The organism is Nocardia noduli, assembly GCF_019038455.1.
Lineage (GTDB): Bacteria > Actinomycetota > Actinomycetes > Mycobacteriales > Mycobacteriaceae > Nocardia > Nocardia noduli.
This window is the reverse complement of the sequence record NZ_JAFMPL010000011.1, coordinates 113,549-134,663: the sequence shown is the minus strand read 5'-3', so window position 1 is coordinate 134,663 and position 21,115 is coordinate 113,549. Positions and strand designations below refer to the sequence as shown.

The window sequence follows — 21,115 nt, the reverse complement described above, 5'->3', positions numbered from 1 at the left end:
CATTCCCACGGGGCCGGGCTGACCGACGGGGGTGACCGCCCGTCGCGCCGCCGCCGCGAAATCGGTGCAGCTGGCGAATCTGTCGTCGGGGCGTTTGGCCATCGCGCGCGCGAGCACGGTGTCGAGGGCGGGGGGAATTCCCGGGCGCAACGGTCGCAGCGAGGGCACCTGACCGTAGAGGTGGCCGTTCATCACCGAGGCGGGGCTGGTCCCGTTGAACGGCGCGGTGCCGGTGAGCATCCAGAACAGGGTGCAGGCCAGCGAGTACTGGTCGGCGCGGTGGTCGAGCGATTGTCCGCTCAACTGTTCGGGGGCGGCGTAGGCGAGGGTGGCGGTGATGGTGCCCGCGGATCCGAGGGTGGTGTCGCTGTCACGCATACCGGCGATGCCGAAATCGGTGAGCAGCACCCGTTCCGGCTGCCCGATGGGCGCCTTGGCCAACAGGATGTTGGCCGGTTTCACGTCGCGGTGCAGCACCCCGTTGGCGTGCGCGAAATCGAGCGCGGCGCCGGTCTCGCCGATGATCTGCACGGCGCGAGCGGGCGCGAGCACGTTCACATCGACGCTGGCCGCATCGGACCCGGCCACGAACTGCATGGAGATCCAGAGCTGGTCCTCTTCCGCGCCCCGGTCGTACACGGTGACGATATTCGGATGGTCCAACTGCGCGACCAGGTCGGCCTCGCGCTCGAATCTGCCACGCATCTCGGCGTCACCGTAGAGATCGCGTTCGAGCAGTTTCAGTGCGGTCAGTCGCGGCAACCGCGGATGCTGAGCCAGATACACGGTGCCCATGCCGCCCTGACCGAGCACACGCTTGATCACATATCCGGCGAAGGTCTCGCCAGTGCGCAACACGGTCTGAATCACCCCCCTCGTAGGGTCGAGCACGTGGATCCTAACGATGTATCTCTTCGGACCACGCGGGCGCAACATCCCATTATTCACCGGCACGGCCGCGAACATCGACTGTCGGCGAGCTGTCGGTGCCAGTCATTAGGCTGAACCCATGCGCATTGGAGCACACGTACGGCTCGACGGCGACCCGATCGGCTTCGGTGAGAAACTCGGTGCCGAGGTCATCCAGTTGTTCGTCGTCGATCCGCAGAGCTGGGACAAGCCCACGCCGCATCCGCGAACCGAGGAGATCCTGGCCAGTCCCATCGATGTGGTGGTGCACTCGTCGTATCAGATCAACGTCGCCAGCCTGAACAACCGGCTGCGGATGCCCTCGCGCAACGCGGTCGCCCAGCAGGCGAAGGCCGCCGCCGAGCTCGGCGCCTTCGGCCTGGTGGTGCACGGCGGTCACGTCCGTTCCGACGCCGAGATCGAGGACGGGATCGTCAACTGGCGCAAGCTGTTCGAACGTCAACAGGACAAGGGCGGTTTCGCCGTGCCGATCCTGATCGAGAACACCGCGGGCGGTAACCACGCGATGGCGCGGCATTTCGACTCGATCGGCAGGCTCTGGGACGCGGTCGGCGATTTCGGCGCCGGGTTCTGTCTCGACACCTGTCACGCCTGGGCCGGCGGGGAGGAATTGGTCGGCGTCGTCGAACGGATCAAGGCCATCACCGGCCGGATCGATCTGGTGCACCTGAACTCCTCGCGTGACGAATTCAACTCCGGCGCGGATCGGCACGCCAATTTCGCCGACGGCACCATCGACCCGGAACTACTGGCCGAGGTGTGCCGGACCGCCGACGCGCCGGTGATCCTGGAGACCCCCGCCGAAGGGGTCGCCGACGATCTGGCCTACCTGCGCGAACACCTGGGCTGACCGGTCCACTCGGTCGGCGGCCCGGCGTCGCCGGTTGCGATCAGCGCGACGACAAACCTGGTCCGGGCGCTGTCACGGTGATGTGCTCGACGTCGTACCCACCCGACTTCGAGCAGCGAAGGTGATCACATGACGGTCGACTACGCCACCCCCCGCACCGCGACGGTGTCCAAACTCGGCTCCCGCATCGGCGCCAGGGTCGACGGTGTCCGGCTCGGCGCCGATCTGGACGCCACCACCGTCGAGGTGATCCGTGCCGCGCTGCTCGAGCACAAGGTGATCTTCTTCCGCGGCCAGGATCATCTGACCGAGGACGGCCAGTACGAATTCGCGCAGTTGCTCGGCACCCCGACCACCCCGCATCCCACGGTCACCTCCAAGGGCGTGAAAAGTCTGGCGATCGATTCCGAGAGCGGCCGTGCCAACAGCTGGCACACCGATGTCACCTTCGTCGACCGGATCCCGAAGGCGTCGATCCTGCGGGCGGTGCACCTACCGCCCTACGGTGGCTCGACGACGTGGGCCTCCACCGTCGCGGCCTACGAGTCGCTGCCCGAGCCGCTGAAGTTGCTCGCCGAGAATCTGCGCGCGGTGCACACCAACGTCTACGACTACGCCGCCTCGCACAACACGATCAGGAACAATCCGAATTCGACCGCATACCGCGCCGAATTCGAGTCGACCTATTACGAGACCGAACACCCGGTGGTGCGGGTCCATCCGGAGACCGGCGAGAAGTCGCTGCTGGTCGGTCATTTCGTCAAGCATTTCGTGGGTCTGTCCTCGCCGGAGTCGCAGGCGCTGTTCCGCCTGTTCCAGGATCGGGTGACCCGGCTGGAGAACACCACCCGCTGGGATTGGCAGCTGGGCGATGTCGCGATCTGGGACAACCGCGCCACCCAGCACTACGCGATCGACGACTACGACGACGCGCCGCGCCGCCTGACCCGCATCACGCTGGCGGGCGATGTCCCGGTCGGTGTCGACGGCAGGCGCAGCACCGTCGTCGCGGGCGACGCCGAGCACTACTCGATCGTCGAGGACGTCACCGAGGCCGCCTGACCCAGCGGGGCCCGACCGGGCCCTCACCCCCGGTCGGGCCCCGCCCCGGCGATGAGGGGCGGCACGGCGGTCGGACGCCGTGCCGTCGGACGAGGTGCGCGGCGCCGACCGGTGGTCGATAGTCCACACTGGTTGCCATGAGTATTCGGCCGTTGGACGGCGTTCGCGTCCTCGAGCTCGGCAATTACATCGCGGCGCCGACCGCCGGACGCATTCTCGGCGATTTCGGCGCCGAGGTGATCAAGGTCGAGCGGCCCGGGGTGGGTGACGAGTTGCGCAATTGGCGGCTCTACGGCGGTGACACCTCGATGCTGTTCCGCACCGTCAACAGGAACAAGAAGTCGATCACGCTGGATCTGCGCACCGAACAGGGCCGCGAGATCGTGCTCGACCTCATCCGGCATTCGGATGTGCTGCTCGAGAATTTCCGTCCCGGCATGCTGGAGAAGTGGGGCTTGGGCCCCGAGGTCCTCGATGCCGTCAATCCCGATCTCGTTATCACCCGCATCTCCGCCTACGGGCAGACCGGTCCGATGGCCGAACGCCCGGGGTTCGCCGCGGTCGCCGAGGCGGTCGGCGGCCTGCGTGAACTCGTCGGCGATCCGGACCGTCCGCCGGTGCGCGTCGGGGTGTCGATCGGCGACTCGATCGCGGGCATCTACGCGGCATTCGGCACGGTCATGGCGCTGTTCCGGCGTGAGCGGGTCGGCGCGGGTTCGGTGGCGCTGTCCGAGCGCGTCATCGATGTCGCGCTGAACGAGGCCATCCTGTCGGTGATGGAATCGCTGGTGCCGGACTATCTCGCCTACGGCATCAACCGGGAACGGGTCGGCGGCCGGATGGAAGGCATCGCCCCGAGTAACGCCTATCCGTGCGCGGACGGGGTCAGCATCATCATCGGCGGCAACGGCGACGCCATCTTCCAGCGCTACATGGCGGTGATCGAACGCCCGGATCTGGCCGCCGATCCCGAACTCCAGGACAACGCGGGCCGCTGGCGTCACCGGGAGCGGCTCGACGCGTCGATCGCCGAATGGACGATCCGCCACACCAGGGACGAGGCGTTGACGATTCTGGAGGGGGCCGCCATTCCCTGCGGTCCGATCTACACCGCCGCCGATATCGTCGCCGACGAGCAGTATCTGGCCCGCGACATGATCCAGCCGTTCGCGGTCGACGTCGGCGAACCCGAACCCAAGACCGTCGGATTCCCCGGCATCGTGCCCGTCATCGGCGGGAAATCGCTTCCCATCCGCAACGTCGGCCCCGATCTCGGCGAGCACACCCGCGAGGTGCTCACCGAACTCCTCGGCCGCAGCGCCGCCGAGGTCGACGCGATGGGGATCTCGTGAGCAGGCCGGGTCCCGAGCGTCGTCGTCCGATGGGTCGGGGTCGTTGGGAGACGCGCGCGCCCGCGCCGCGCAGGCCGACCGTGCATCCGAATCCGGCGGGAATCAACCGGAAGGCCTGGGCGGGCGTCATGTGCGTGCCGAACCGGACGCGCGAGGAGAAGTGATGAAGGCGACCGAATCCGTTCTGCGCGACGTGACCCTGCGTGACGGTCTGCAACTCACCGGGAAGGTGCTGCCGGTCGAACACAAGGTGCGCATCGTCCGGAAGCTGCTCGCGCTCGGCGTGCCCGCGCTCGAGATCGGTTCCATGGCGCGGCCCGATCTGGTGCCGCCGATGGCCAACACCATGGATCTCATCGCCGAGCTCACCCCCGAGGAATTGCGGCGGTGCTGGGTCTGGGTGGCGACGCCGCGCCATATCGAGAAGGCCGCGGCGGCGGGCGTGCGCAATTTCCAGTACTGCTTCTCCGCCTCGGATTCGCACAACAGGGCCAATATCGGACGCAGCACGGAGGACAGCGTCGCCGCCATGCCCGACGCGGTACGTCTGACCCAGGAGGCGGGCGGCGAGATCCAGCTCTGTCTGGCGACCAGTTTCACCTGTCCCTTCGAGGGGCCGGTCGATCCGGAGCGGGTACTCGCCATCGCCGCGGATCCCCGCACCGACGGCGCTGCCGACATCGTGATCGCCGACACCCTCGGCCAGGCGCATCCGGCTCAGGTGACGGAGCTGATCTCCGCGGTGGCGACGCGAACTCCGCGGCGCCGCATCGTCTTCCACGGCCACGACACCTGGGGTATGGGGGTGGCGAACACGCTGGCCGCGCTCGCGGCGGGAGCGACCATGGTCGACGGTTCGCTCGGCGGTCTCGGCGGCTGTCCGTTCGCACCGGGAGCCAGCGGCAACACCTCGACCGAGGACATCCTCTTCGCCACCAGACCCGCCTGGTTCACCCCGGCCACGCTGGCCGGTCTGGTCGAGCTGACCGAGGAACTGCTGGGCGATCTCGGCGAGCCCAATCGTTCGCGGGCCGCGCAGGGGGCGCGTTCGAAGGCCGAGGCCTTCGAATGGGTGGCGCATCGGGCGTCGGCCTGATCCGCCGCGCGGAAATCCTTCAGTCGCCGGGCTTCCCCTGGTCGGCGCGCAACTTGAGCAGGACCAGTCCGGACGTACAGGCCAGGATCAAGCCCGCGACGGTGATCTCCACGTGCAGCCCGGCGATGCCGAGTACGGCCCCGACGAGGCCCGCGACGAAGAAAACCCATCCGAGGATCCGGAAAAGGACCCTGGGCACGGTGCGCACCGGCTGTGCCGACTCACCGTGTGCCGACCCGCTGTGTGCCGACTCACTCTGTGTCGACTCGTCGTGCCGCTCCGATGCCGGGGCCTGCGCCTCGTCGGCTTCGGGCGCGGAGCGCAACGGCGTTGTCGAGTATGCTCCCATCACCACTCCTCGATGACGCCGACAAGAGTATTGCCATCGCGCGGCTCGAGCGGCGCGTCTCTCATCTGATACAGGCGTCTCACGCGTAACTTCGATCACAACGCTACGACCCGCACTGGCCGATATGGTGCGACACGTGTCCACGACACGCCGGTGAGACCAATTCGATATTTGAATCACCAATGTTTAAAACCGGTGGTCGCGGACCCGCCGACCGGTGTCCCATCTGGCTTGGTCGATCGACCTGGTTTATGGTGAGCCCACTCGAAAACACACGAGGAGAGACCCCGATGGTGAGCAGCAGGGCCAAGATCGCCGGTCCGGCGATCGCAGTCGGCGCCGTATCGCTCGGCCTGGTTCTCATCGGCGCCTGCGGTGTCGGACACCACGACATCTACGTGCCGCCGCCGCCGCTCGAACTCGGTCCGGCCGCCGCGGTGGCGACCATGCGCGACGGTTCGAGCGTCACGGTCCCCAAGGTGATCATCCCGCCGTCCCCGACCTGGCAGATGGCGCCCGCGGGCCCGCCGCGCAGGCCCGCCGGATACACCCCGCCTTCGTCGACTTCGCCGGGCGCCGAACCGGACTCGGCGACCGAGTCACCCGAATCCTCCACCCGGCCGGGACGGACGTCCCCCACGCGCACGACGACGCCACCCGCCACCCGGGGTTCGGATACCGAAGAGACCCCGACGACGACCCGAACCCGCACGCAGACGGCCGATCCGACCACCGTCGAGGAATCCGTGCCGACGACCCGCGCGCAGACGAGTACCGAGGAAGCCGCGGCCCTGGAGGAAACGCGCACCGAGGATTCGAGCGCCCCGCAACCCGGTGTGGGAGAACCGATCGTCATCGAACCGACGAACGCGGGCGCCACCACGGAATCTCCCATCGCGCCGATCCCGGAATCGCCCATCGCGCAACCGCAGGCGATCGAATCACCGATCGAGCAGTCACCGATCGCGCTGTCGTCCACCGCGGACGCATCGGTGGCACCGGCACCTGTGGAGCAGACACCTGTCGCGCAGACTGTGGAGCAGTCCCCCGCGACGCAAACGTCTGTCGCGCAGACACCTACGGTGCCCACGTCGACAGCGCGGTCCCCCCTCGCGGAATCGACGACCACCACCGAGGACGCGACCACGATCGTCGCGGGCCCGCTCGTCTCCGCCGACCCGACCACCACGCCACGATGAACGCCGATCGAGCGCCCCGAGCATCCGAATAACCCCGGACTCGAGCGCCACTCGATCCGCGCCGACCTTCGGAACACGAAAAAGCCGGATGGTCGGTGCGAGTAGCGAATCCCGCACCGGCCATCCGGCCACCGTCGCAGCCGACCTACAACTCCGGCAGTTCGTAATCCCCGACCCGCGCGGTGAGCACCGACAGATGCTCGAGCGAGCCGCCGAGGGTGCGCTCGATCGCGGTCAGCCTGGCGACGTAGTGGCCAACCGGATATTCCGCGGTGACGCCGATACCGCCGTGCATCTGGATCGCCTCCTGCCCGACATGCCTGGCCGAACGACTGATCTGCAACCGGGCCCGCGAGCCGACGACCGGATCGACCGAGCCGTCCGCCAGCGACGCCGTGGCGTACAGGCTCATACTGCGCGCCAGTTCCAGCGAGACGTACATGTTCGCCGCCCGCTGGGTCAGCGTCTGGAATTTCGACAGCGTGACACCGAACTGCTTGCGAGCCTTGAGATAATCGGTGGTCAGCCGCAGCGCCTCCTCCATCGCGCCGATGGATTCGGCGCACAGCAGCGCCTGCGCGTGGGTCAGCGCCGACAGCACCGTGTCGGCGGCGTCCTGCGCGTCACCCAGCAGTTCGCCGGGCGCGTTGTCCAGTTCGATCTGGGCGCCGCGCGATCCGTCCACTGTGCTGTAGGTCTTGCGGACCACGCCGGTGGCATCGGGCGCGACCAGGAACAGTCCGACACCGCCGCCCGGCAGCGCCGCGCTGACGACGAGTTCGTCGGCGGCGTCACCGTGCGAGACCGGATTCTTCACACCGGTCAGCGTGTACGAATCACCCTGCGCGGTGGCCGTGGTGCCCAGTTCCACCGACGGCCACCGCTTACCCGGTTCGGCATGGGCGAAGGCGAGCAGTCTGGTCCCGCCCGCGATCTCGGGCAGGATGCGTCCGCGCTGCTCGGCACTGCCCGCGAGGGCGACCAGGGCGCCGGGCACGTAGACCGCGTCCACGATCGGCTCGGGAGCCAGCCTGCGGCCGACCTCCTGCAACACGACCATGGTCTCGACCGGGCCCGCGCCGACGCCGCCGTCTTCCTCGGAGAAGGGCAGGCCGAGGACGCCGAGTTCGGCGAGCTGATTCCAGACGTCGCGACTCCAACCGAGTTCGGTATCGGTCACCTTGAGCCGGGTCTCCGGATCGTAGGCGCGGGCGAGCAGGTCGCGGACGGTGTCACGCAGCATGACCTGTTCATCGGTGAGTTCGAAATCCATGATGGCCCCTCACAATCCGAGGATCGTGGAGGCGATGATGGTGCGCTGCACCTCGCTCGAACCTCCGTAGATGGTTGTCTTGCGGTAGTTCAGGTAGCCGGGACCGGTGCGCTGGGCCCAGGCGGGTGAGGCGATATCGTCCGCGCCGACCGGAATCGCGTCCGGTCCCGCGATGTCGAGCAGCAGTTCGGTGGCGGCCTGCTGCAATTCCGAACCGCGCATCTTCAGCACCGACGACACCGGATTCGGTTTGCCGTCCTCGGAGTTGGACACCACGCGCAACTGGGTGAGTTCGAGCGCGAGCAGTTCGTTCTCCAGTTCGGCGACCCGCGCCGCGAACAGCGGGTCCTCCAGCAGGGTTCCGGCCCCGGCACCGGTCTGACGCGCGTATTCCTTCGCGACACCGAGTTTGACCTTGGTCCGTCCGACGCCCGTGATGCCGGTGCGCTCGTTGCCGAGCAGGAATTTGGCGTAGGTCCAGCCCATGTTCTCCTCGCCGACCAGCTGATCGGCGGGAACGCGGACATTCTCGAAGAAGACTTCGTTGACCTCGTATCCGCCGTCGATCAGCTTGATCGGGCGGATGGTGACGCCGGGGCTCTTCACGTCGAAGAGCAGGAAGGAGATGCCCGCCTGCTTCTTGGGCGCGTTCGGATCCGTGCGTACGAGACAGAAGATCCAATCCGCGTACTGGGCCAGGGTCGTCCAGATCTTCTGGCCGTTGACGATGTAGGAATCGCCGTCGCGTACCGCGGTGGTGCGCAGTGCGGCGAGGTCGGAACCCGCGTCGGGTTCGGAGAAGCCCTGGCACCACCAGATGTCCATGGCGGCGGTGGGCGGCAGGAACCGCTCTTTGATCTCCTGGGAACCGAAATGCGCGATGACCGGGCCGACCATCTGTGCGTTGAAGGTCAGCGGCTCGGGAACCGAGGCCAGCTGCATCTCGTCCTGCCAGATGTGGCGCTGGATCGGCGTCCAGTCCTTGCCGCCCCACTCGACCGGCCAGTTCGGCACGGCGAGCCCGTGGTCGTTGAGGATCTTGTGTGAGGTGACGACTTGCTCGCGGGACAGCTCCTTACCGTATTTCACACGCTCGCGGATCTCGGAGGGAATCTCGGAGCGATAGAACTGGCGCAGTTCGTCGCGGAAGGCGACCTCGTCGGGGGACAGGGATATTTTCATACATAGCTCCCATGGTGTCTCGTACGTCCGAGTGAAACCCTACCTCTCGGTAGTCTCCCGCTGACTCCGGGATCACACCAGGCAAACACGCAAACACGGGCAACCACCGGGCGACCACGACGGCTACCCGGGCGCACTCCACGGCGAACTGGTAACTTGCTGCAGGTGGGGCTGGGAAAAACCCACGCGTTCAGCAGTCAAAAGGGAGTTGTGTAGTGAACGGCAGAACCTTCGCGCGCGCGGCCACGGCAGTGACATCACTCGGCATCGGTGCGGTTCTGACCCTCGGCAGCGCGTCCGCCGAACCGGCGTCACCGGTCGATACCGCGCTCACCGACCTCACCGTGCGGGCGGGAGAGGACATCTCCGCGCAGGCGGGCGTCGGAGCGCTGAAGGAGTACACCTCACTGCTCGACCTGCCCCAATTGCGTCACGTGGCGGCCAGTTTCATTCCCTTCGCCTACGCCGCCCCCACCTTCGGCTGTGGCAGCCACGGGCCGATCACCACCATCATCGCGGCGGCGACCACCGAGGGCCCCAATCGCAACCAGGGCGTGAGCCCCGATCCCGGCACCCTGCGCTTCAGCGCCTCGCCCGCGCATACGGGCGCTCCGCTGAATTCGGGCCTCGTGGTGGCCTGGGTCAATATCAACAACGGCCGCAGCGGCCTGGACACACTCGACGACCGCACCGAGGTCGGACTGCCCACGCTGTCCAAGACCATCGATTCCGGTCCCGGCACCGTGCTGGCCTCGATGTGGGGTGTCATCAACTATCCGTTCGCGAACTGCGTGATGACGCCGACCGTCGGCACCTTCGTGGTCCCCGACCTGCCCGCCGCCGCACCGGCGGAAGCGGCCCCCGCCCCGGAATCCGCAGCGGCCCCGACCACGCCGAGCCTCCCGCCGGTACCGCAGGCGGGACCCGGCACCGGTTCACCGGCCCCCGCCGACGTTCCCACACCGGCCCCCGCGGCGCCCGCTCCGGCTCCGGTTCCCGCGCCCGCCGCACCGCAGCCTCCCGCGGGCGCGGCGGTTCAGGGCGAAGTTCCTTCCGGCAGCTGAGGTCTCGTCCCACTACCGTGCTGGACGCCGATGACGTGCGCCGGATCGCGCTCTCCTTTCCCGAGAGCGCGGAAAAGGAGCGCTGGGATCATCCGACCTTCGACGTGGCGGGCAAGATGTTCGCCACCGTGCCCGACGATCAGACCTCGTTCGCGGTGCGCTGTCCGAAACCCGACCGGGACGAGTTGATCGCGGCCGAGCCGGACAAATTCTGGGTGCCCACCCACGAGGCATCCTCCTCGTGGGTACGTGCGCGATTGTCGGCGCTCGAGGATGCCGGGGAATTGCGCGACATCCTGTTCGACTCCTGGCGGCAAGCGGCCCCGAGTCGTCTCCTCGACGACGCCTGAGCCCTGTATCGGGCGATTACCTGTCCGGACCGCGCCCGAGACAAGCCCGTCGTCAAGGCCGCGTGTCGGCCCACGCCTCCTCGGTGACGTAATGCCAGCGATATTCGGGTAACTCGACAACGGCGGGCGCGCAGGTCGCGCCGAAGTCGGCCGGGCCGCGCACTTCGGCCTCGCGCAGCGCCGAACCGACCGCGCAGCACACTTCCAGCGTGAAGCGGCGGCGACCCGACGGGGAGAGCGCCTGGATCGTGGTGACGATCATCCGCAGCGTTCCCAGCACCGATTCCCCTGCGGTGCAACGGTTTCGGCGACTCGCGGTCACGGTTTCACCTCGATCGGCTCGACAGCGGCCTCGGCGACAGGCTCGACAGCGGGCTCGACCGAGCGTGCCGCCACGGTCGCCGGACGCAGGGCGAGCGCGACGACACCGGCCGCCAGGCCCGCTCCGATACCGAACAGGAAGGCGCGGTCCGAGGCCGCCAACGCGTCCGCCAGGGTGGTGGAGGTACCGATGACGGCGATCAGCACCGCGGTGCCGAGTACCGCGCCGAACTGCCGGAAGGCCGCGACGACGGCGCTGGCCGAGCCGTAGCGGGCGGCGGGAACATCGGTGACGGCCGCCGCGCCCAGAGCCGGGAACGCCAGGCCGATTCCGATACCGACCAGACACTGTCCGGGCAGCCAGGTGCCGAGGAAATCCGGTTCCGCACCCGCTCCGCGCAACCACAGCAGGCCGGTCGCGTAGATCAGCGCGCCGGGGACGATCACCGCGCGATGTCCGAAACGGTCGGCGAGCCTGCCCGCCGGAACGGCGACGACGGTGGTGAGCAAGGGGCCCGGCAGCACCGCGAGACCGGCCGTCAGCACGCTGTACTGCCAGACCCCGGTGAGAAAGAGAATGTTGCCGAGGATCATCGAGAAGAAGCCCATCGCGAACAGCAGCGTGCCGAGATTGCCGAGAACGAAACTCGGAATGCGGGCGAGCGCCGGTTCCACGAGAGAGTGCGGATGGGTCGCGCAGCGACGGACCAGCCAGGCCACCAGAATCGCCGCGACGACCAAACAGGCGACGGTGCCGGGACTGCCCCATCCCCAGTTGTGCCCCTCGATGATGGCGAGGGCGAGCAGTCCGAGTCCGATCGCGGCCAGCAGTGCCCCGAGCAGATCGGGAAGTCCGCTCTCGGTGCCGCGCGGGGTATCGCGCAACGCGGCCCGGCCCGCCGCGAGGATGAGGAGTCCGACGGGGACGTTGACGAGGAAGATCCAGCGCCAGTCGCCGAATTCGATGAGCAGCCCGCCCAGCGGCGGACCGGCGCCCGCGGCGAGCGCGGCGGCCGCGCCCCAGATCCCGACGGCGGCGGCGCGGCGCTCCAGCGGGAATTCGGGCAACAGCAACGCCATCGACACCGGGGTGATGATCGCCGCCGCGACGCCCTGCATCGCGCGGGCCCCGACGAGGAATTCCCAGGTCGGGGCGAACGCGCAGGCGATCGAGGTGAGCACGAAAAGTGCTGTGCCCCAAAGTAATAATGGCTTGTGGCCGAATCGGTCACCCAGTCCGCCCGCCGGGACGAGCAGTGCCGCCATGGCGATGAAGTAGGCGTCCAGTACCCAGCTCAGTTCGGCGCGGTCGGCGTCGGGGAACGAGGCGGCGATATCGGGGAAGCTGACATTGACGATCGAAGTGTCGAGGAAGGCGAGGAACGCGCTGCCGCAGATAGCCAGAAGCGCCAGAGCGCGTCGTTGCAACATGCAACTAGAAGCTAGGCGACGTAGTTGCGTTTTGCAACGGGGTATTCTGGCGTGGATGAAACACGATGATCTGCTGGGCAGTAACTGCGCCATCGAACGTTCGAGCGCGGTACTGGGTGAACGCTGGGTGATCGCGATCCTGCGCGCGGCCTATTTCCGGGCCCGCACCTTCGAGGACTATCAGCGCCGAACCGGCATCGCGCGCAATATCCTCACCGATCGACTCAACCGCCTGGTCGACTTCGGCATCATGGAACGGCGCGAATACGCCTCGGGTCCGCAGCGCAGCCTGCACGAATACCGACTGACTCCGGCGGGAATCGAGCTCTATCCGGTGATCGCCGCCATCCTCGCGTGGGGCGAGAAGCACACCGGACTCGTCAACGGCGCGCCGACACAGCTGCGGCATCGCGGATGCGGAGAGATAACCCACGCCAAGGTCGTCTGCGAATGCTGCGGCGAAGAACTCCTGCCGAGCGATGTCGAGGTCGGTCCCGGACCGGGGGCGAACGCGCCCGCGCCGCCCTGGCGACCGCTATCCGAACGAACGGACCCGATCGAACCGGACCCGATCGGACACTGACGCCGAACCGGGCGGTCCGCCGACCCGGATCAGCGAGCGAGCCGGACGCGCAGCACGGTGCCGACCTCGGTGCCGACGAACAGTTCGTCGCGCTGCCCCGGCACGGCGACCACCGACGTCATCGGCTGGCCGGTCAGCACCGTGCAGACCGCTCCCCCGCTCGGATCGACCCGGACGAGTTTGCCCGACAACGTGGTCACATACAGGATTCCCGTGTCGTCGATCAGCAGATCGTCGGCGAAATCGGGGATGCCCGCCACGCCGGTGGTGAGGTCGGCGAGCACGGCCCTGCGCTCGGGGGCGTCGATCGCGATGCCGACGACCTGCCCCAGCGCGCTGCCGTTCGCCGTCAGGTAGATCGTGCGGTCGCGGATCACGATGCCATTGGCACCTGAACCGCCACCCGAACCCGCCGCCCGCGCGGTCCATTCGGCATCGATCGTGCCGTCCGGGCGGACCTTGATCACACCCGCGTTCGTGGCGGCGATGTAGAGGGCCCCGTCCGGCCCGAATGCCGCGCCGTTGGGCATCGAGGCCAAACCGTCGACGAAGACCTCGGGACGCGGCTGCGCGGCCCTGGGATCGAACCGGACCACGCCGCCGGGACGTATCGCGCTGGTCGGCGCGTCCCCGTAGACCACGTAGAGCAGTCCGTCGGGTCCGAGCCGCAGCGCGCCGGGGAATTCGACCGGCACCGTCGCGGTCAGCGCGCCGGTGCGGTCGTAGCGCTGGACGGCGTTGCGATACAGGCGCGCGACCCAGAGATTGCCGTCGGCGTCGAAGGTGACGTTCTCCGACCAGTCCAGAATCGGCACCTGAGCTGGGAGCACAGGGGTCGCCACGGCGGGCGCGCAACCGGCCACCGGGTCCGCCGAGGCGGTCGGCGCACCGGAAAGGCAGGTCACGGCGAGTGCGGCGAGGACAGGACGGGCCCAGCGAACGCGACTGCGATGCCGTTTCACGAACACGTCGATCCTCCTGGCTGCCGGGCGAATCCGCGCAGTCTAGTCGTATCCACGTAATTTGTGTGAAGTACCCTGATACGCAAAAGTTTTGGCACTATCTTTTCATGCTTTTCTTCGACGGCGCGCGTGGCCGGATGCACTATCGGCGGTGGCCGGTCGAAAACAACGTCGCGGTGGTGGTTCTCCTGCCCGGCCTGGGCCAGCACAGCGGCCATTATCACCGGCTCGCGAGGACCCTCAGAACGATCGATGTCGAGATGTGGGCACTCGATACCGCAGGTCACGGACTCAGCGAGGGCGATCCCGAACATCCGGGCACGTTGGCCGAACTGGTGGCGGACGCGACGAAACTGGTCGAATTGACACGCGTGGAACTTCCACACACACCGATGGTGCTGATGGGCCATTCGCTCGGCGCGGTCACCGCGCTCGGCATGCTCGGCGCGGCCGTTCCCGATGTCGGCTCGGAGGCCGATCTGTCCGCCGTCGAGGCCAACGTGCCGGTGACGCCGAGTCTGCCCGTCGAGGACCTGACCGGTCTGGTGCTGTCCGGCGTGCCGAAGCGCGCGCTCGGCGGCGGTGTTCCCGGCGCGCTCGGCACCCCGCTGCCCGCACGCCTTCCCGTGCTCGCCGTGCACGGGATGGAGGACCGTCGGGCGCCGATCGATGCGATGAGGGTATGGACTGCGCGCCACGAAACGGTAAATTTGCGTGAGTACGCCGACGCCGGACACGACCTGCTGCACGAGCCGGGGCACGCTCGGGTCGCCGGGGATATCGCGCAGTGGCTCCGAAACGCGGTGGTGGGGCTGGCTCGGCAACGCTGAGCCGGGCGGCGGGCCGATCGGGCCGCCGCCACGGCACGACGAGGAAGGGGGACCGCGATGCGATCGGATGTCACGGCTCTGAACAGGGCGGTCGACGAGGGACAGTTGTGGATCGACGGGGTGCTCGTCGCCGACGGCGCCCACGATCGCTGCGCCCGCAGGTACGAGCAGCTGGCCGACGAGGTCGATGCTCAGATCCGAGTGCTGAGCGAGGCGACCTCGCTGCCCGGATTCGGCGGTTTCGCCTCGGGCGCCGCCTTGCGCAGCGGTTTCGAGGGCAAAGCGGACGACGCGGTGGTCCGGCTGCGCGAGTACGCCGACGCCGCGCGGGCTCTCGCGCAGACCTTCCGGGCCGCGGCCGCGGCCTACACCCGTTCCGATGACGAGCTGGCGAGCGCGGTCGGCCGGATCGACCCGACGGGAGCGATCCGTGCGTGAACTCCCGACGAACGCCGAACGCGGGGAGCACACCCGCCACGACCCCGAATACGCCCCGAATGTCGAGATATTCGACAACCTGACCCATCGCCGGATCCACGCGGGAGTGCAACTGCTCGACCCCGCCGCACTCAGCGCGGGACAGCAGGCATGGCAGGGATCCGCCACCGGTGTCGCGGACGCGGTGTCGCAGGCGCACACCGAGATTCGCGCGCTCATCGCCGACGGTTGGCGCGGGGGCGCGGCGCGGACCGCCGCCGAGGCGGTCCGGTCCTTCGAACAGCACGGCCAGCAGCTCGCCGATGTGATGTCGGTGGTGGCGCAACGTCTCGGACACGCCGGTGACGCCGCGGAGACATTGCGCGGCGCGGTGGGAGCGCCGACCGCCGACACACCGGATCTGTCTGCCGCACTGCTGGATCCGAGTCAGGCGACCGCCAACAGCGCCACGCAGAAAGCCGCCGAACACGAACGCGGCGACGTGGTGCGAGCGATGGACAGCGTCTACACGAACGCGTTCATCCGGTCCGGGACCGATGTTCCCGCCTTCCCCGATGCGACACCGTCGGATTCACAGCGGATTTCGGGCACGGCGACCACGGCGGCCGCACCGACGACTCCCGCACATGTCGCGAGTGTCCCTGTGAACCAACCGGTTTCGGATGTCGGCGTGGCGGCTCCCGCGACGGCGGTTCCCGAGGAGACCTCGTCACGGACCGAACCCGTTGCGGCGCAGGCCACGACGGCGCAGGCAGTCACCGTTCCCACCTCCCCCGTGCTCACCTCCGCCCCCCACGCGGTCGACGCGCCGTCGGTCCCCGTATCGGCGCAGACCGCCGCCACGACCGCACAGCAGGCGGCTCCCACCGTGCCGACACCCGCCCCGGATCGCGTCACCGCGCCCGGTTCGGGTGTGCCGACCGCGCCCGCCGCGGCGGCCCCGGTCGTCGCGCCGACCGTTCCCGGCACCGGCGCTCAGAGCAGTACCGAGGACGACCGTAAGCGGGACGAACGGCGACGCGACACCGGGGGCGACGCCGTCAACGGTATGGGGGCGGGCGCGATCGGCGGTCTGATGGGCGGCGCGCTCGCCACCTCCGCCGACAATGCCCGCTCCGGTTCCGGAATCGGGTCACCCCAGGTCAATCGCACCGCACGTCCCGAAGAGGACGAGGACGACGACTTGGAGTGGATCGACGATGACGACGATCTGACCTTCCTCGAGCCCGCCGACGAGCCGGACGAGTTGATCGGCGCGCTCGATCCCACCACACCGCCGGTGGTCGGGGACTGGACCGAACTGGAGTGAACTGGACGCTGACCCCCGACCAGTTCGCACTGGCCTGGGAGCGCACCGACGGTGACCGGATCCCCTACCCGCTCTCGGTGCGGCTCTCGGCCCGCGACACCGTCGAGCGCGCCGCGCAATTGCCCGCGCTGACCGCGTGGTGCGACCGGGTGCTCGACGCCGATCTGGAGGCCGCGCTGCGCGTGCTGGCCCGGCCGACGGTGCGTCTGGAGGTGTACGGCGAGTGCGATCCGGCGGCCGCGCAGCGATCACGCGACGACCCGCAACCGGATCGCTCGGTATTGACCGATGCCGCACTGGGCGCCGAATTCGGCCGGGCGGCAACACCGCTCGGGACGGAACCGGACGACGAGGCGGTGGGCAGCCGGAATATCCGCGTCCCCGTCGCGGCCCGGTCCTCCGGGAACGGGCCCGCGCCGATCACCCCGTACGTGGTGCGGGCACCGTCCGGCGACGGACCTGGTTCATACGGCGCGGTGGCCTCGAATTCCGAGGCAGTCGGGCGCACCGGTGATCCCGAGACCGCCGCAGGCCCGCGCCCGGTGCGGGTACTCGGCGCGACGGCGGGCCATATCGCGGTGGTGGCGGCACAGCGGCCCGGATCATCCTCGGATCGTGGTGGTGATATTCGTCTCTTCATCGGCGGCCCGAAAAGTCTTGCCGCCCGCGTGATCTCGACGCTTCCGGAGAACCCGCCCGGTACCTCGGCCCGGCTCGTCGCGCCGCTGCCGCGCGTGCGCGAGGACAGCAGGGATCTGGTGACCGTTCCGGTGGCCGGTCCCACCGCGCCCGCCCGGATCCGCCGTCTGCTCGGCAGGCCACGCGACGGCATCGGCCAGATCGTGGTCTCCGCCACGCGCGCCGACGGCGAGTTGCACCCGTTCGGGGTGCTGTGCTGGATCGATATCACCGGCGACGGGCGGTACGCGATCCGCACGGGTGCCGACGTCGACGTCATCCCGGTCGACGCCGAAGGTTTCGCCGCCCAATTACGCCCCATGCTCAACGCGGCGGGCCGATCGAGCGCGAATTCGCGCTGATCCGCGGGCGCGACCGGAACCGTGCCGACACCGCACGTCAGCGCAGCAGATCGGTGACCTCGTCGTCGGCGAGCTGATGGAAATCGCGGAAAGCGGACCCGACTCCGCCGAGGGATTCCGGCACCAGCGGGCAGATCACCTCGTCGGCCTCCCCCTCGACCCGCCGCACGGCTTCGGGCGAGGACACCGGGACGGCGACCACGATGCGCTCGGGCCGCCGCAGCCGCGCGACCCGGCAGGCGACGACCACCGTCGCGCCGGTCGCCATGCCGTCGTCGACGATGACCAGGGTGCGTCCCGCGATCGGGATCGGCGCGGCGTCGCCCCGCCACATCGTGCGGCGACGTTCCAGTTCGGCGCGCTCCCGCGCCTCGACCCCGTCGAATTCGTGTGCGGGCACACGGGATTGCGCCAGCACGTCGGGATTGCGCACCAGGATGCCGTCCTCCCCGATCGCCCCCATCGCCAGCTCCGGCTGCCACGGCACGCCGAGTTTGCGGACGAGCAGGATGTCCAGGTCACCACCGATGATGTCGCGGACCGCCGCCGCCACCGGAACGCCCCCGCGCGGCAGCCCGAGCACCAGCGGCAGCGACCCGCGCAGGTGTTCCAGTTCGGCCCCCAGTGCGCGACCGGCGGCCGCCCGATCGGTGTAGCCCATCGGTTCGAACGCTACTCCTGGCCCCGCTCGGTGATCGAGAATCGGCGCAATGCCAGGCTCGGGTTCGCGGCACGGACGGCGGCCAACTGTTCGAGGTCGACCTCGGCGGCGATCACACCCGGCTCGTCGCCGAGTTCGGCCATGATCCGCCCCGCCGGGTCGACGATCATGGACGCGCCCGCGCCGCGCGGCGCGGCCTGGTCGGCGGCGGCGATGTAGACGGTGTTCTCGATGGCGCGGGCCCGCACCAGCGTGGTCCACTGATCCACCTTGGCCGGGCCGGGAATCCACTGGGCGGGCAGCAGCAGCACCTGCGCGCCCGCGGCCGCGCTGCGCCGGAAGCCCTCGGGGAAGCGGAGGTCGAAACAGGTCTGCATGCCGAATGTCACACCGCCCGCCTCGAATGTGGCGGGGGTCTCGATGGCGCCCGGTTCGACCACATCGGATTCGCGATGTCCGAAGGCGTCGTAGAGGTGCACTTTGCGGTAGCGCGCGATCTGTGTCCCCGAGGGGTCGAAGGCAACGAGTGTATTGCGGATGCGTTCCGATCCGGGGTCGCCGCGCTCCACCGTTCCGGCCACCAGATGCACGCCGAACTCCGCGGCGATCGCACCGAGCCCGGTGACGAACGGGCCGGTCAGCGGTTCGGCGACGGCCACGACCCGCTCGTCGAGCCGCGAGACCGCGTACATCGAGTACTCGGGTGCGACGACGACCTTCGCACCGCTGTCGACGGCCGCGGCGACGTGCTCACGCAGCGCCTCCAGATTGTCCGGCGGCTGCTTTCCCGGCGCGAATTGGATGACGGCCACCGACATCTTCGCGGTTGCCCGGTCGTGATCCGCGGACGAGTCATTCGATCGCATAGGTCTCACCGTATTGGGCCGGTGGCCGGGACAGCTACTACAAGGCAGTAAAGTACTGGTCAATGAGCACCAATGAGGTCGACAGCGTTTCTGGCGACAACGACAGGGACAACGACGGCCCGACCTTCGCCGATCTCGGGATCGATGACCGCCTTCTCGCGGCCATCGCCGATGTCGGTTACGAGTCGCCGTCGCCGATCCAGGCCGCGACGATTCCGCCGCTGCTCTCCGGCGCAGACGTGGTCGGCCTCGCCCAGACCGGAACGGGTAAAACCGCGGCTTTCGCGATCCCGATCCTCATGGGATTGGAAATCATCGGCAAGCAGCCGCGCGCGCTGGTGCTGGCCCCTACCAGGGAGCTGGCGATCCAGGTGGCCGAGGCGTTCGGCCGCTACGCCGCGCACATCCCCGGTCTCAATGTGCTGCCGATCTACGGCGGCCAGAGCTACGGCGTGCAGTTGTCCGGACTGCGCCGCGGCGCGCACGTGGTCGTCGGCACCCCGGGTCGCGTGATCGATCACCTGGAGAAGGGCACGCTCGACCTGTCGCAGCTGCAATACCTGGTGCTCGACGAGGCCGACGAGATGCTCAAGATGGGTTTCCAGGAGGACGTCGAGCGCATCCTCGCCGATACGCCCAAGGACAAGCAGGTCGCGCTGTTCTCGGCCACCATGCCGCCCGCGATCCGCAAGATCTCCAAGCAGTATCTGCGCGAACCGGTCGAGATCACGGTCAAGACCAAGACCACGACCAACGTCAATATCAACCAGCGCTGGGTGCAGGTCTCCCACCAGCGCAAACTCGACGCTCTCACCCGAATCCTCGAGGTCGAGTCGTTCGAGGCGATGATCATCTTCGTGCGCACCAAGCAGGGCACCGAGGAACTGGCCGAGAAGTTGCGCGCCCGCGGATTCTCCGCCGCTGCGATCAACGGCGATATCGCGCAGAATCAGCGCGAGCGGACCATCGGACAGCTCAAGTCGGGCACGCTCGACATCCTGGTCGCCACCGACGTGGCCGCCCGCGGTCTGGACGTCGACCGCATCTCGCACGTGGTCAACTACGACATCCCGCACGACACCGAGTCCTACGTGCACCGCATCGGCCGCACCGGCCGGGCCGGGCGCAGCGGCGAGGCACTGCTGTTCGTCGCGCCGAGGGAACGGCATCTGCTCAAGGCGATCGAACGCGCCACCCGGCATCCGCTGACCGAGATGCAGCTGCCGAGCGTCGAGGACGTGAACGCCCAGCGGGTCGCGAAATTCGGTGACACCATCACCGAGAACCTGTCGAACCCGAACCTGGCGCTGTTCCGCACCCTCATCGAGGATTACGAACGCGAGCACAACATTCCGCTGGTCGATATCGCCGCGGCGCTGGCCGTCGGCTCCTACGACGGCGACAACTTCTTCATGGAGCCCGAGCCGGAGCCGGTGGAACGTCCGCAGCGCGCGCCGCGTGACCGTCCGGCCCGTGGCTTCGACGAGGATCGCGGCACCGGGTTCAACCGGACCAGCGGCGCCGAACTCGCCACCTACCGGATCAGTGTCGGCAAACGGCACCGCGTGGTGCCGGGCGCGATCGTGGGCGCCATCGCCAACGAAGGCGGTTTGCGGCGTAGCGATTTCGGGCATATCAGCATTCGACCGGATCACAGCCTGGTCGAGTTGCCCGCCGATCTGTCCAACGAGACGCTCGAAGCGTTGCGGCGCACCAGGATCAGCGGCGTGCTGATCCAGCTCCAGCTGGATTCGGGCCCGCCGCAGAGCCGCTCGTTCACCCGTGGTCCGCGCACCGAGCACAGCGGCCCGAAGCGGTTCGAGAGGCGTAAGCCACGCTCCTGAGCCGGGCAGGGTTCACCGAGGTCACATGGGCTAGCTAAGGTGTTGCCGTCCGCGTTGCTCGGGTGCCGGTGTTCGTCGGGGCGCCGCGAGTGCGGGTGTCCCGTAAGACACAGGAGGGCCGCG

General features: G+C 68.5%; 23 protein-coding genes. 14 read left to right on the top strand and 9 right to left on the bottom strand.

Annotated elements, in window-relative coordinates; translation table 11 throughout:
* Window positions 1-858, bottom strand: an 858-nt coding sequence (locus tag JZ792_RS09830) for a serine/threonine-protein kinase (protein ID WP_216909100.1), incomplete at its 3' end; no start/stop codon positions are given.
* A 151-nt stretch (window positions 859-1,009) separates the two neighbouring features.
* On the opposite strand from JZ792_RS09830, the gene JZ792_RS09825 reads away from it, so the two are divergent.
* The 5 genes from JZ792_RS09825 to JZ792_RS09810 all read left to right on the top strand — a co-directional run bounded on the left by JZ792_RS09825 (window position 1,010) and on the right by JZ792_RS09810 (window position 5,290).
* Entirely contained in the window at window positions 1,010-1,780 is a 771-nt protein-coding gene (locus JZ792_RS09825) for a deoxyribonuclease IV (protein ID WP_216909098.1), read from the top strand.
* A gap of 129 nt (window positions 1,781-1,909) precedes the next feature.
* Window positions 1,910-2,842, top strand: a complete 933-nt coding sequence (locus tag JZ792_RS09820; RefSeq protein WP_216909096.1) for a TauD/TfdA dioxygenase family protein — start codon at window positions 1,910-1,912, stop codon at window positions 2,840-2,842.
* Between the two features lie 137 nt (window positions 2,843-2,979).
* Window positions 2,980-4,194 (top strand): CaiB/BaiF CoA transferase family protein, encoded by a 1,215-nt coding sequence (locus JZ792_RS09815; RefSeq protein ID WP_216909094.1) that lies wholly within the window; start codon window positions 2,980-2,982, stop codon window positions 4,192-4,194.
* A 29-nt stretch (window positions 4,195-4,223) separates the two neighbouring features.
* Window positions 4,224-4,358 (top strand): hypothetical protein, encoded by a 135-nt coding sequence (locus JZ792_RS42615; protein WP_256461399.1) that lies wholly within the window; start codon window positions 4,224-4,226, stop codon window positions 4,356-4,358.
* Entirely contained in the window at window positions 4,358-5,290 is a 933-nt protein-coding gene (locus tag JZ792_RS09810; protein ID WP_216909092.1) for a hydroxymethylglutaryl-CoA lyase-like TIM-barrel protein, read from the top strand. Before JZ792_RS42615 ends, JZ792_RS09810 begins: the two co-directional genes overlap by 1 nt.
* Window positions 5,291-5,309: 19 nt before the next feature.
* On the opposite strand, the gene JZ792_RS41915 is transcribed toward JZ792_RS09810, so the two are convergent.
* Window positions 5,310-5,639 carry a hypothetical protein gene (locus JZ792_RS41915; RefSeq protein WP_254189565.1) on the bottom strand — a complete coding sequence of 110 codons (330 nt, stop codon included), beginning with the start codon at window positions 5,637-5,639 and terminating at the stop codon, window positions 5,310-5,312.
* A gap of 290 nt (window positions 5,640-5,929) precedes the next feature.
* On the opposite strand from JZ792_RS41915, the gene JZ792_RS09800 reads away from it, so the two are divergent.
* Complete coding sequence (locus JZ792_RS09800) at window positions 5,930-6,838, top strand: hypothetical protein (RefSeq protein WP_216909090.1); 909 nt, start codon at window positions 5,930-5,932, stop codon at window positions 6,836-6,838.
* A 145-nt stretch (window positions 6,839-6,983) separates the two neighbouring features.
* On the opposite strand, the gene JZ792_RS09795 is transcribed toward JZ792_RS09800, so the two are convergent.
* On the bottom strand, window positions 6,984-8,111 hold the full coding sequence (locus tag JZ792_RS09795; RefSeq protein ID WP_216909088.1) for an acyl-CoA dehydrogenase family protein: 1,128 nt from the start codon (window positions 8,109-8,111) through the stop codon (window positions 6,984-6,986).
* Between the two features lie 9 nt (window positions 8,112-8,120).
* The gene (locus tag JZ792_RS09790) at window positions 8,121-9,293 is read right to left on the bottom strand and encodes an acyl-CoA dehydrogenase family protein (protein ID WP_216909086.1); all 1,173 of its coding nucleotides are present in this window, start codon (window positions 9,291-9,293) and stop codon (window positions 8,121-8,123) included.
* A gap of 215 nt (window positions 9,294-9,508) precedes the next feature.
* Between JZ792_RS09790 and JZ792_RS09785 the strand changes: the two genes are divergently transcribed.
* Both JZ792_RS09785 and JZ792_RS09780 read left to right on the top strand, forming a co-directional pair.
* Window positions 9,509-10,357, top strand: a complete 849-nt coding sequence (locus tag JZ792_RS09785) for a hypothetical protein (RefSeq protein ID WP_216909084.1) — start codon at window positions 9,509-9,511, stop codon at window positions 10,355-10,357.
* Between the two features lie 17 nt (window positions 10,358-10,374).
* Window positions 10,375-10,707, top strand: coding sequence for an MmcQ/YjbR family DNA-binding protein (locus JZ792_RS09780; RefSeq protein ID WP_216909082.1), 333 nt, complete (start codon window positions 10,375-10,377; stop codon window positions 10,705-10,707).
* A gap of 52 nt (window positions 10,708-10,759) precedes the next feature.
* On the opposite strand, the gene JZ792_RS09775 is transcribed toward JZ792_RS09780, so the two are convergent.
* Both JZ792_RS09775 and JZ792_RS09770 read right to left on the bottom strand, forming a co-directional pair.
* The gene (locus JZ792_RS09775) at window positions 10,760-11,029 is read right to left on the bottom strand and encodes a hypothetical protein (protein WP_216909080.1); all 270 of its coding nucleotides are present in this window, start codon (window positions 11,027-11,029) and stop codon (window positions 10,760-10,762) included.
* Window positions 11,026-12,459 (bottom strand): MFS transporter, encoded by a 1,434-nt coding sequence (locus tag JZ792_RS09770; protein ID WP_254189564.1) that lies wholly within the window; start codon window positions 12,457-12,459, stop codon window positions 11,026-11,028. Before JZ792_RS09770 ends, JZ792_RS09775 begins: the two co-directional genes overlap by 4 nt.
* Before the next feature lie 55 nt (window positions 12,460-12,514).
* On the opposite strand from JZ792_RS09770, the gene JZ792_RS09765 reads away from it, so the two are divergent.
* Window positions 12,515-13,042, top strand: coding sequence for a winged helix-turn-helix transcriptional regulator (locus tag JZ792_RS09765; RefSeq protein WP_157978796.1), 528 nt, complete (start codon window positions 12,515-12,517; stop codon window positions 13,040-13,042).
* Between the two features lie 29 nt (window positions 13,043-13,071).
* On the opposite strand, the gene JZ792_RS09760 is transcribed toward JZ792_RS09765, so the two are convergent.
* Window positions 13,072-14,004, bottom strand: a complete 933-nt coding sequence (locus JZ792_RS09760) for an SMP-30/gluconolactonase/LRE family protein (protein WP_216909078.1) — start codon at window positions 14,002-14,004, stop codon at window positions 13,072-13,074.
* Window positions 14,005-14,111: 107 nt separating this feature from the next.
* Between JZ792_RS09760 and JZ792_RS09755 the strand changes: the two genes are divergently transcribed.
* Genes JZ792_RS09755 through JZ792_RS09735 form a run of 4 tightly spaced genes read left to right on the top strand, consistent with a single transcriptional unit; the run spans window position 14,112 to window position 17,621 of the window.
* Complete coding sequence (locus JZ792_RS09755; protein ID WP_216909076.1) at window positions 14,112-14,834, top strand: alpha/beta hydrolase; 723 nt, start codon at window positions 14,112-14,114, stop codon at window positions 14,832-14,834.
* Between the two features lie 57 nt (window positions 14,835-14,891).
* Entirely contained in the window at window positions 14,892-15,272 is a 381-nt protein-coding gene (locus JZ792_RS09750; protein WP_216909074.1) for a hypothetical protein, read from the top strand.
* On the top strand, window positions 15,265-16,581 hold the full coding sequence (locus tag JZ792_RS09745) for a WXG100 family type VII secretion target (RefSeq protein ID WP_216909072.1): 1,317 nt from the start codon (window positions 15,265-15,267) through the stop codon (window positions 16,579-16,581). The genes JZ792_RS09750 and JZ792_RS09745 overlap by 8 nt, the downstream gene beginning before the upstream one ends.
* On the top strand, window positions 16,578-17,621 hold the full coding sequence (locus JZ792_RS09735) for an ESX secretion-associated protein EspG (protein ID WP_308165230.1): 1,044 nt from the start codon (window positions 16,578-16,580) through the stop codon (window positions 17,619-17,621). Before JZ792_RS09745 ends, JZ792_RS09735 begins: the two co-directional genes overlap by 4 nt.
* Before the next feature lie 37 nt (window positions 17,622-17,658).
* Here JZ792_RS09735 and JZ792_RS09730 read toward each other — a convergent pair whose 3' ends face one another.
* On the bottom strand, window positions 17,659-18,282 hold the full coding sequence (locus tag JZ792_RS09730; protein WP_216909070.1) for a phosphoribosyltransferase: 624 nt from the start codon (window positions 18,280-18,282) through the stop codon (window positions 17,659-17,661).
* 11 nt (window positions 18,283-18,293) lie between these two features.
* Entirely contained in the window at window positions 18,294-19,148 is an 855-nt protein-coding gene (locus JZ792_RS09725; protein ID WP_216909068.1) for a carbon-nitrogen hydrolase family protein, read from the bottom strand.
* 62 nt (window positions 19,149-19,210) lie between these two features.
* On the opposite strand from JZ792_RS09725, the gene JZ792_RS09720 reads away from it, so the two are divergent.
* A complete protein-coding gene (locus JZ792_RS09720) occupies window positions 19,211-20,992 on the top strand; it encodes a DEAD/DEAH box helicase (RefSeq protein WP_216909067.1) in 1,782 nt (593 codons plus the stop codon).
* Window positions 20,993-21,115 lie beyond the last annotated feature (123 nt).